The sequence below is a fragment of the Pseudomonas meliae genome, assembly GCF_001400515.1.
Classification (GTDB): Bacteria; Pseudomonadota; Gammaproteobacteria; order Pseudomonadales; family Pseudomonadaceae; genus Aquipseudomonas; species Aquipseudomonas amygdali.
Genome location: NZ_LJQT01000492.1, coordinates 1 through 10,108, shown reverse-complemented (window position 1 = coordinate 10,108; position 10,108 = coordinate 1). Strand labels below are relative to the sequence as shown.

Annotated in this window: 4 protein-coding genes; all 4 read left to right on the top strand. The window is 60.8% G+C overall.

What is annotated here, in order from left to right:
• The first annotated feature begins 167 nt into the window (after positions 1–167).
• Positions 168–3,644, top strand: coding sequence for an exodeoxyribonuclease V subunit gamma (recC, locus tag ALO64_RS22880; protein ID WP_044345196.1), 3,477 nt, complete (start codon positions 168–170; stop codon positions 3,642–3,644).
• On the top strand, positions 3,641–7,333 hold the full coding sequence (gene recB / locus ALO64_RS22875; RefSeq protein ID WP_044345197.1) for an exodeoxyribonuclease V subunit beta: 3,693 nt from the start codon (positions 3,641–3,643) through the stop codon (positions 7,331–7,333). The genes recC and recB overlap by 4 nt, the downstream gene beginning before the upstream one ends.
• Entirely contained in the window at positions 7,330–9,423 is a 2,094-nt protein-coding gene (recD, locus tag ALO64_RS22870; protein WP_002555205.1) for an exodeoxyribonuclease V subunit alpha, read from the top strand. The genes recB and recD overlap by 4 nt, the downstream gene beginning before the upstream one ends.
• 107 nt (positions 9,424–9,530) lie before the next feature.
• On the top strand, positions 9,531–9,935 hold the full coding sequence (locus tag ALO64_RS22865) for an NUDIX hydrolase (protein WP_031598108.1): 405 nt from the start codon (positions 9,531–9,533) through the stop codon (positions 9,933–9,935).
• Positions 9,936–10,108 lie beyond the last annotated feature (173 nt).

Here is a 10,108-nt window from a genome sequence, read left to right as displayed (position 1 = left end):
CGCGTTGAGGGTTTTTGTTTTTCTGGGGTTCCACAAACCTCTGCATTCTCCTGAACTCATAACCATACCTCTCCGGCAGTCATTCAGACCAACATGCTTATGGCAATCCAGCGCGCTTGCCCTTATGGTTCCGCATCAGGTTCTACGCACCGGTCAAGGAAGCAAGCATGTCCGTTACAACCTCTCTGAGTGCAGGTTTCATGGTGGTTCAAGGCAACCGCCCGGATGAGCTGCGCAGTCTGGTTGTGTCGTGGATGCGACGTTATCCATTGGCACCCTTGGAAAACGAGATTGCGCTGGTCCAGAGCAACGGCATTGCGCAGTGGTTGAAACTGGCGTTGGCCGAGGACGCTCAGGATGAAGATAGCGGTGGCTGTGGCATTGCCGCAGCCATAGACGTCCAATTGCCCGGTAGCTTCATGTGGACGCTGTACCGTATGGTTCTCGGAAGCGATGAAATACCGTCGACTTCCTTGCTCGACAAGACCCCGCTGACCTGGCGCTTGATGCGCTTGCTCCCTGAACTCATCAATCAGCCACACTTTGAGCCCCTGCAGCGTTTCCTGAACGACGACACTGATCTACGCAAGCGCTATCAATTGTCCGAGCGCCTGTCAGATCTGTTCGACCAATATCAGGTTTACCGCGCCGACTGGCTGGAGGACTGGGCCGCTGGCCGCCATCAATTGCGCGATGGGCGAGGCCAGGCCAGACCGCTGTCAGCCGCCAATTGCTGGCAAGCCGAACTGTGGCGTGCGTTGCTGGACGACGTCGGGGCTGAAGGGATGTCGCAGAGCCGCGCGGGCGTGCATCAGCGTTTCATCGAGCGCATCGGCAACATGACCGAAGCGCCTCCGGGTTTGCCGGCACGCGTCATCGTTTTTGGCATTTCCTCGTTGCCCGCACAAGCGCTCGAGGCATTGGCGGGCCTGGCGAAGTTCAGCCAGGTTCTGCTCTGCGTTCACAACCCGTGTCGCCATCACTGGGCTGATATCGTCGCCGACAAGGACCTGCTGCGTCACCAGTACAAACGCCAGGCGCGCAAGACCGGAATGCCGCTGGTCCTCGACCCGCAAGCGCTGCATCAGCATGCTCACCCGCTGCTCGCTGCCTGGGGCAAGCAGGGTCGCGATTACATCAATTTGCTGGACAGCCATGATGATCCGCGCAGCTACCGCTCTTCGTTCAAGGATGAGCGGATTGATCTGTTCAGTGAAGTCGAGCCCACCAATCTGCTGAATCAGTTGCAGGACGATATTCTCGAGCTACGCCCGCTGGATGAAACCCGTGAGCTCTGGCCGGCAGTCGATCCGCTGGAAGATCGCTCGGTCCGTTTCCATGTTGCGCACAGTGCGCAGCGCGAAGTGGAAGTGCTGCATGACCAGCTATTGGCACGGTTCAGCAAAGACCCGGGCCTGCGCCCGCGTGACGTGATTGTCATGGTCCCGGATATCGACAGCTACGCCCCACACATACGAGCGGTATTCGGGCAAATCGAACGCGAAGATCGTCGCTTCATTCCCTTTACGCTGGCCGACCAAGGGCAACGTGGCCGCGAACCCTTGCTGATTGCCGTTGAACACCTCCTCAAACTCCCGGACAGCCGCTTCCCGGTCAGCGAAATCCTTGACCTGCTCGATGTTCCTGCCTTGCGCGCGCGATTCAGGATTCAGGAGCGCGATCTGCCAACGCTGCACCGCTGGATAGAAGGCGCCGGCATTCGCTGGGGCCTCAATGCACAGCAGCGTGCCGGTCTGGGGTTGCCGGATGCGCTGGAGCAGAACAGCTGGCATTTTGGTCTGCGGCGCATGCTGCTGGGTTACGCCGTGGGTGCAGGTGACGCTTACGACGGCATTGAGCCGTACGATGAGATTGGCGGGCTTGATGCCGCATTGATCGGCCCACTGGTAGCGCTGATTGACGCGCTTCAGGTGGCCCATACGGAATTATCGACACCCGCAACTCCGTACGCGTGGGGAACGCGCCTGCAATCGCTGTTGCAGTTGTTCTTCCTCGCCGACAGCGAACACGACGATTACCTGCTCGCTCAGCTTGAAACACTGCGCGAAAACTGGCTGGAAACCTGTGAAGCTGTAAGGCTGACCGATGAGCTGCCGTTGACCGTTGTGCGTGAGGCCTGGCTGGCCGGGCTTGATCAGGGGCGCCTGTCCCAACGCTTTCTGGCGGGCTCGGTCAACTTCTGCACCCTGATGCCCATGCGCGCCATTCCATTCAAAGTGGTCTGCCTGCTGGGCATGAACGACGGCGATTACCCGCGCGCGCAACCGCCGCTGGATTTCGACCTGATGGGCAGCGACTACCGTCCCGGCGACCGTTCGCGGCGTGAAGACGATCGTTACCTGTTGCTGGAAGCGCTGCTCTCGGCCAGAGACCAGCTCTATATCAGCTGGGTTGGCCACAGCATTCGGGACAACAGCGAGCGTCCTGCATCGGTGCTGATTGGCCAATTGCGCGATCACCTGGCCAGTGGCTGGAAGCTGGCTGGCGAGACCGACCCGGACGGCAAGCAGGACGATGGTGAGCGCTTACTGAAAGCGTTGACTGTGGATCATCCGCTGCAGCCTTTCAGTGCCAGTTACTTCCATGCAGGCACGGGGTATTTCAGCTTCGCCCGCGAGTGGCGCCTGCTGCATGAAACCGACCTTCAGGTGCCCGTACCTCAAGCGCTTCCCCCCCATGAGCAGGAAGAACCCCTGTCCATTGCACAGTTACAGGACTTCCTGAGAAACCCGGTGAAGCATTTCTTCAGCCAGCGCCTGAAGATCTATTTCGAAGTCGCCGAAGCGCCGCTCGCCGATGAGGAACCGTTCGTGCTCGACGCGCTTGAGCGTTACGGCCTCAGTGAAAGCCTGCTCAGCGCAGCGATGGCTTCCCCTGACGATATGGATGTCGCCCTGAAAGCCCAGGCACTGAAACTGCAAGCCAGTGGCCTGCTGCCGCTCGCGGGGTTCGGCACCTTGATGCAGAGCGAGCTGATCGAGCCGTTGCCAGACGTCCTCAAGCGTTACCACGACCTGTTGACCCTCTGGCCCGAAGCGTTGAGCAGCGCATTACCGATCAGTTTCAGCCATGGCAGTGTGAGTATCGATGGCTGGCTTGGCGGGCTGCACCGTAACGCTCGTGGTGAGCTGTTGCTGGTCACGGCGATTCCCAACAGCATCGGCTCGAAAAAGACTCGCAAATGGCACCGGCTGATTCGGCCGTGGGTCAATCACCTGGTTGCCTGCGCCTGCGAGCTGCCGTTGCACACGGCACTGGTCGCCAGTGACGAAACCCTCATGCTCGAACCGTTGGACAAGGACGCGGCCATTACCACGCTGAATCACTTGCTTATGGCTTGGCTACGCGGCATGCAAGAGCCTTTACCAGTCGCCGTCAAAACCGCATTTGCCTGGCTGGGCCAGCCCGCCGACAAAGCCGAAGCAGCAGCCCGCAAGGCCTACGAGGGTGACGGGCAGACCACTGATGGTGAGCGCCGCGAAAGCACCGCGCTGGCCCGACAGTTTCCGGACTTTGACGCGCTGGTCGACAGTGAAGAATTTGCAGGCTGGTGCGAGACACTCTACAAACCGGTTTACGATGCACCCTGGCAGTCGCTGTCTGGCGGAGAGCGTGGCGCATGAACGAACAATCCCTTCCTCTGGCACTGCGCTTTCCACTACGCGGCAGCCAGTTGATCGAGGCCAGCGCCGGGACCGGCAAGACCTTCACCATCTCCGCCCTGTACTTGCGTCTGGTGCTTGGCCACGGCACCGAACGGTCAGGTTTTGGTCGTGAATTGCTGCCGCCGCAGATCCTCGTGGTGACCTTTACCGACGCCGCTACCAAGGAGCTGCGTGACAGGATTCGTACCCGGCTGGCGGAAGCAGCACGGTTCTTTCGTGACGAGATTGCCGCACCTGACGGTTTGATTGCCGAGTTGCGTGAGCAGTTCGAGGCCGAGCAGTGGCCGGCCTGTGCCAGCCGTTTGGACATCGCCGCACAGTGGATGGACGAAGCCGCCGTCTCGACGATCCACAGCTGGTGCCAGCGCATGTTGCGCGAACACGCATTTGACAGCGGCAGCCTGTTCACCCAAACCCTGGAAACCGACCACAGCGATTTGCTCGGTGAAGTGCTGCGCGACTACTGGCGCCGCTTCTGCTACCCCATGAGCGGCGACGCGTTGACCTGGGTGCGGGAAAATCTGAGCGGTCCGGCGGCGTTGTTGCCGCGTGTGCGAGGTTTGTTTGGTCGTGATCGCAGCCCGCTCACTCAAGAGCCCGCCGAACTGATCGAGGCGTCATTGCAGGAGCGCCGAGCAGCGCTCGCTGCCCTGAAAGCGCCTTGGGCCGCCTGGGCTGAAGAGCTGTATGCGCTCTGTCAGGACGCCGTAGCCCGCAAAGTGGTCGATGGCCGCAAGATGCAGGAGCGCTACTTCAAGCCCTGGTTTGAAAAGCTTGCTGCATGGGCCGCTGACGACACACAGGAAACGCTGGACCTGGGAACCGGTTTCACTCGCCTGACCCCGGAAGGTGTTGCCGAAGCCTGGAAAAGTGATCCGCCTTCACATCCTGCTTTCGAGGCCATGGCACAGCTGAAAGCTGCGCTGGACAGCCTGCCCAAGCCGGATGCCGCGGTGTTGCAGCATGCGGCGCAGTGGGTAAGTGCCCGCTTTGAAGAAGAGAAGCGGCGTCGCGCCGAGATGGGGTTTGACGACATGCTGCTCAGGCTCGATGCCGCCCTGCACAGCGCTGGCGGCGAACGTCTGGCCACCCTGATTCGTGAGCAGTTTCCGGTAGCGTTGATCGATGAGTTTCAGGACACCGACCCGGTGCAGTACCGGATCTTCGACAGCATCTATCGCCTTGAAGGTAACGACGAGCAGACCGGGCTGTTCCTGATCGGCGACCCCAAGCAGGCGATCTATGCGTTTCGCGGTGCCGATATCTATACGTACCTGCGCGCCCGGCAGGCCACCGATGGCCGTTGGCACACGCTGGACACCAACTACCGCTCCAGCCATGCAATGGTCGCGTCGGTCAACCATGTCTTCACGCGCGCAGAGCAACGTACGCAAGGTCGCGGAGCGTTCCTGTTTCGTGATGATCAAGGCAATCAGGTGCCGTTCTCCGATGCGCTGGCCCAAGGGCGCAAAGAGACCCTGGAAGTCGACGGCGCGCCACTGACTGCACTGACGGTCTGGCATCTTGAAAGCGAACAGCCGGTGTCCGGGGTTATTTATCGCCAACAGTTGGCGGCCAGTTGCGCCAGCGAGATCGTGCGCCTGCTCAACGCCGGTCAACAGGGCCGTGCCGGTTTCGCCATGCTTGATAAACCGCTGCGCGGGCTGCGTCCGACCGACATTGCGATTCTGGTCCGCGATGGAAAGGAAGCGCAGGCGGTGCGTCAGCAACTCAGCGCGCGTGGCGTGCGCAGTGTTTATCTGTCGGACAAGGACTCAGTGTTCGCCGCTCAGGAGGCCCACGACCTTCTGTCCTGGCTCAAAGCCTGTGCCGAGCCCGATTCAGAACGTACGCTGCGTGCCGCACTGGCATGTATCACGCTTGACCTGCCACTGGCCGAGTTGGAGCGTCTGAATCAGGACGAGCTGGCGTGGGAACGGCGCGTCATGCAGTTCCGTGGCTATCGTGCCGTGTGGCGCAGCCAGGGCGTCCTGCCAATGCTGCGCCGCCTGCTGCACGACTTCGCCCTGCCGCAGACATTGATGACGCGCACCGACGGTGAGCGAGTACTGACCAACCTGTTGCACTTGTCTGAACTGCTGCAGCAGGCCGCCGCCGAACTGGACGGCGAACAGGCGCTGATTCGGCATCTGGGCGACCACCTGGCACTGTCCGGTCAGGCTGGCGAAGAACAGATTTTGCGTCTGGAAAGCGACGAGCAACTGGTCAAGGTGGTGACCATCCACAAGTCCAAGGGCCTGCAATATCCGCTGGTGTTCCTGCCATTCATTTGCTCCTCGAAACCCGTGGACGGCAGTCGCCTGCCACTGCAGTTTCATGACGCCGACGGCAACTCGCAGATCAGCCTGCAACCCACCGAAGCGCTGATTCAGCAAGCCGATGACGAACGTCTGGCCGAAGACCTGCGCTTGCTCTACGTGGCGCTTACCCGTTCCGAACACGCTTGCTGGCTGGGCGTTGCCGACCTCAAACGCAGCAATGCCAGCAACTCGATGCTGCACCGTTCGGCGTTGGGTTATTTGCTGGGTGGCGGTGTGGCGCTGGCCGAGTCGGCAGAGCTGAAAGTCTGGCTGCGTGATCTCGCGCAAGGCTGTGATGCGATTGCCTTGCAGCCTGTTCCCGAGCCCACTGACGAACGCTTCAGTGCGCCTCGCAACGAAGCCGCGCTGGTCAAACTGCTGGTACCCAAACGTCGCGCTGCCGAGAACTGGTGGATCGCCTCCTACAGCGCCCTGCGTATCGGCGACACCGTAACCACCGGTGCCGATGAATCGCCTGACAGCCCGCAGGCACAGAAGCTGTTCGACGACGAGCGCCTGGACCCTGAAGCGCCGCGTGACATTTTGACCAGCGGCGGCGATATCCACCGCTTTCCGCGTGGCCCCAATCCCGGCACCTTTCTGCATGGACTGCTCGAATGGGCTGGCAACGAAGGTTTTGCGCTAACGGCGCACACGCCTGAACTGCTGAGAGACGCCGTTGCACGTCGCTGCAGCCGTCGCGGCTGGGCGGGCTGGATCGACACGCTGAGCGATTGGCTACAGCAGATGCTGAACATACCGTTGCGTCTGTCGCCGGATGCCACGCCGGTCGCGCTGGGTGAGCTGAATCAGCCCAATCAGTACCGCATAGAGATGGAGTTCTGGTTCGCCAGCAACAACGTCAATGTGGCGCAGATGGATGCCCTGGTACGCCGCTTCACCCACGACAACGCGCCGCGTGCTGCGACCGAGACGGTCTCGCTCAACGGCATGTTCAAAGGCTTTATCGACCTGACGTTCGAACACGAAGGCCGGTATTACGTGGCTGACTACAAGTCCAACTGGCTGGGCACCGACGACACTGCGTACACCGAACTGGCGATGGAAACCGCCATTCTCGACAACCGCTACGACCTGCAATACGTCCTGTACCTGCTGGCGTTGCATCGTCAGCTCAAGGCACGGATGGCCGACTATGATTACGACCAGCACATGGGCGGCGCGCTTTACCTGTTTCTGCGCGGCAGTCGTTCGGCCTCTCAGGGAGCGTATTTTACACGTCCGCCACGTGAACTGATCGAGAGTCTGGACCTGCTGTTTCAGGGCAAACCGATAGCGCATGACCTGCCGGGAGCATTGGCATGAGCCGCTCGTTCGATGATCTGTTGCCTACCGCGCTGGACGACATCAGCCTCGCTGAGTTGAGCCCGCTGACGCGTGTCAGCGATCTGCTGATCCTGCTCGAACGTTGGGTCGAGCGCGGCTGGTTGCGTGCTCTGGACAAAGCGTTCGTCGCGTTCCTCAGTGACCTCGATCCGCACGCCGATCCGTTGGTGCTGGTGGCTGCGGCGCTTACCAGCCATCAGCTCGGCCACGGTCACGTCTGCCTTGACCTCTACGAGACCCTCAAAGAACCGGACTTCGCCCTGTCACTGCCACCCGAAGGCGATCAGCAGAGCGCGCCGATGCTGCTGCCCTCACAACTGCTGGCAGCACTGGATGGCGCCGCCTGGTGCCAGGCGCTGGCCGGCAGCATGCTGGTTGCCGAGGTGGGCGATTCAAGTGCCGAAGCGCGACAAAAACCGCTGGTGCTGGCCGAGCGGCGTCTGTACCTGCGTCGCTACTGGACTTACGAACGACGTATCGCTGCAGCCTTGCGTCAGCGCCTGGCACAGCGTGAAACGTCGCCGGAGGATCTGCCGCAGCAGCTCGACGCATTGTTCGGCCCGGCCAATTCTTCGTCACAAGCTGTCATCGACTGGCAGAAACTTGCCTGCGCACTGGCGACCCGCAAGGGCTTCAGCATCATCACCGGCGGCCCCGGCACCGGCAAAACCACCACGGTGGTGCGCCTGCTGGCCTTGTTGCAGGCCCCGGCGGTACAGAATGGCCAACCGCTGCGTATCCGTCTGGCGGCACCTACCGGCAAGGCGGCGGCCCGACTGACCGAGTCCATCAGCCAGCAGGTGCAGAGCCTGGACGTCAGCGACGACGTACGGCAGAAAATCCCCAGCGAAGTCACCACCGTCCACCGCCTGCTTGGCAGTCGCCCCGGTACCCGGCACTTCCGCCATCACGCAGGCAACTTACTGCCACTGGACGTGCTGGTGGTTGATGAAGCATCCATGATCGACCTGGAAATGATGGCCAATCTGCTCGACGCATTACCGCCGCATGCGCGCATGGTGCTGCTCGGCGACAAGGACCAGTTGGCCTCCGTTGAGGCGGGTGCCGTTCTGGGCGATTTGTGTCGCGACGCCGAAGAAGGTTTTTACAGCCCTGAAACTCAGGCCTGGCTTGAAGCTGTCAGCGGCGAAGACCTCAGCAAAGGTGCCTTGCGCCAAGGCGATGCGCAGCACCATCCATTGGCCCAGCAAGTGGTGATGCTGCGCCATTCGCGTCGTTTTGGCCAAGGCAGCGGTATCGGCCAGTTGGCCCGACTGGTCAACCAGCAGCAGGACCAACAGGCCCGCGCGCTGCTTGCGGCGGGCAGTCACGACGACCTGTTTGCCCTGGCGTTGAAGGGCGAACAGGATCTGAAGTTCGAACGCCTTGTGCTCGACGGGCTTGGCAGAGGCGAGCAAGGTCCGCAGGGTTACCGCCATTACCTCAACGTACTTGCCGCCGGGCGGCCCGCCGATGATTCGGCCCTCGACGACCATTGCTGGACTCGATGGGCGCGCTTGGTGCTCAGCGCCTTCGACGCCTTCCAACTGCTGTGCGCTGTACGCAAAGGCCCGTGGGGCGTGGAAGGCCTGAACCAGCGCATCACTCATGCGCTGTTCAACGCGAAGCTGATTGAAAGCGAACAGCAATGGTACGAAGGCCGCCCGGTGTTGATGACCCATAACGACTATGGCCTGGGCTTGATGAACGGCGACATTGGCATCACCTTACGCCTGCCCGAGCGCGACGGCGACGGCAAGCAAGTGCTACGTGTCGCGTTCCCGCGCAACGACGGCAGCGATGGCGTACGCTTCGTCCTGCCCAGCCGCCTCAACGAGGTCGAGACCGTGTACGCCATGACCGTACACAAATCCCAAGGCTCGGAATTCGCCCACACCGCCCTGATCCTGCCCGAAGCGCTCAACCCTGTACTGACCAAGGAGCTCATCTACACCGGCATCACCCGCGCCAAGCACTGGTTCAGCCTGATCGAACCGCGCCAGGGCATCTTCGAGGAGGCTCTGCGCCGCAAGGTCAAACGTCTGAGTGGTTTGATGTTGGGGCTTTGATCATGTCCGTGCTGTCTGGCGATTTGCAGGTACGAAGTCGAGCTTCATAATCCCTATGCTCTTCAACCGGGTTCAAGGGGCAATTGAAAAGGCCAGGGTGTAACTGCATGACGGCGGATAAAGCGTGTGCTGTGGTTCTGCGAGACCGGGGAGTGCTGGAGATTCTGGCATTTGAGCATCCGTTGGCGGGCCTGCAATTGGTGAAGGGCAGTGTGGAACCAGGCGAGTCAACTTGCGCGGCTGCTGTGCGGGAGTTAATGGAGGAGGCCGGGATTCAAGCGACAGCAAAGCGAAACCTGGGTGAGTGGCACTCCACCATAACGGGACATATCTGGGCATTTCATGAATGTGAGGTGGCTCAAGACCTTCCCGATAGCTGGGTGCATTTTGCAGAGGATGATGGAGGACACGATTTCAGATTCTTCTGGCATCCGCTGATGAGTGAGCCGTCTGACAGATGGCACCATATTTTCAAGGATGCCTTGAGCTTTCTCAGGGAGACCGTTACTTGAATCTGGGTATGGGTCAGCTCTTCTTTAGGTGCCGGGAGTGTCTTCTGTGTTTACTCATTGGCTGTGCCGAGTTTGACGTGGCGCGGGTAGCACGCCTCAGGGCTGGAAGGGGTCTGCTCGCCCAGGACACGAGACTGTCAGAAATTTTGTGTTCGGGCATAACATGTAGCTAG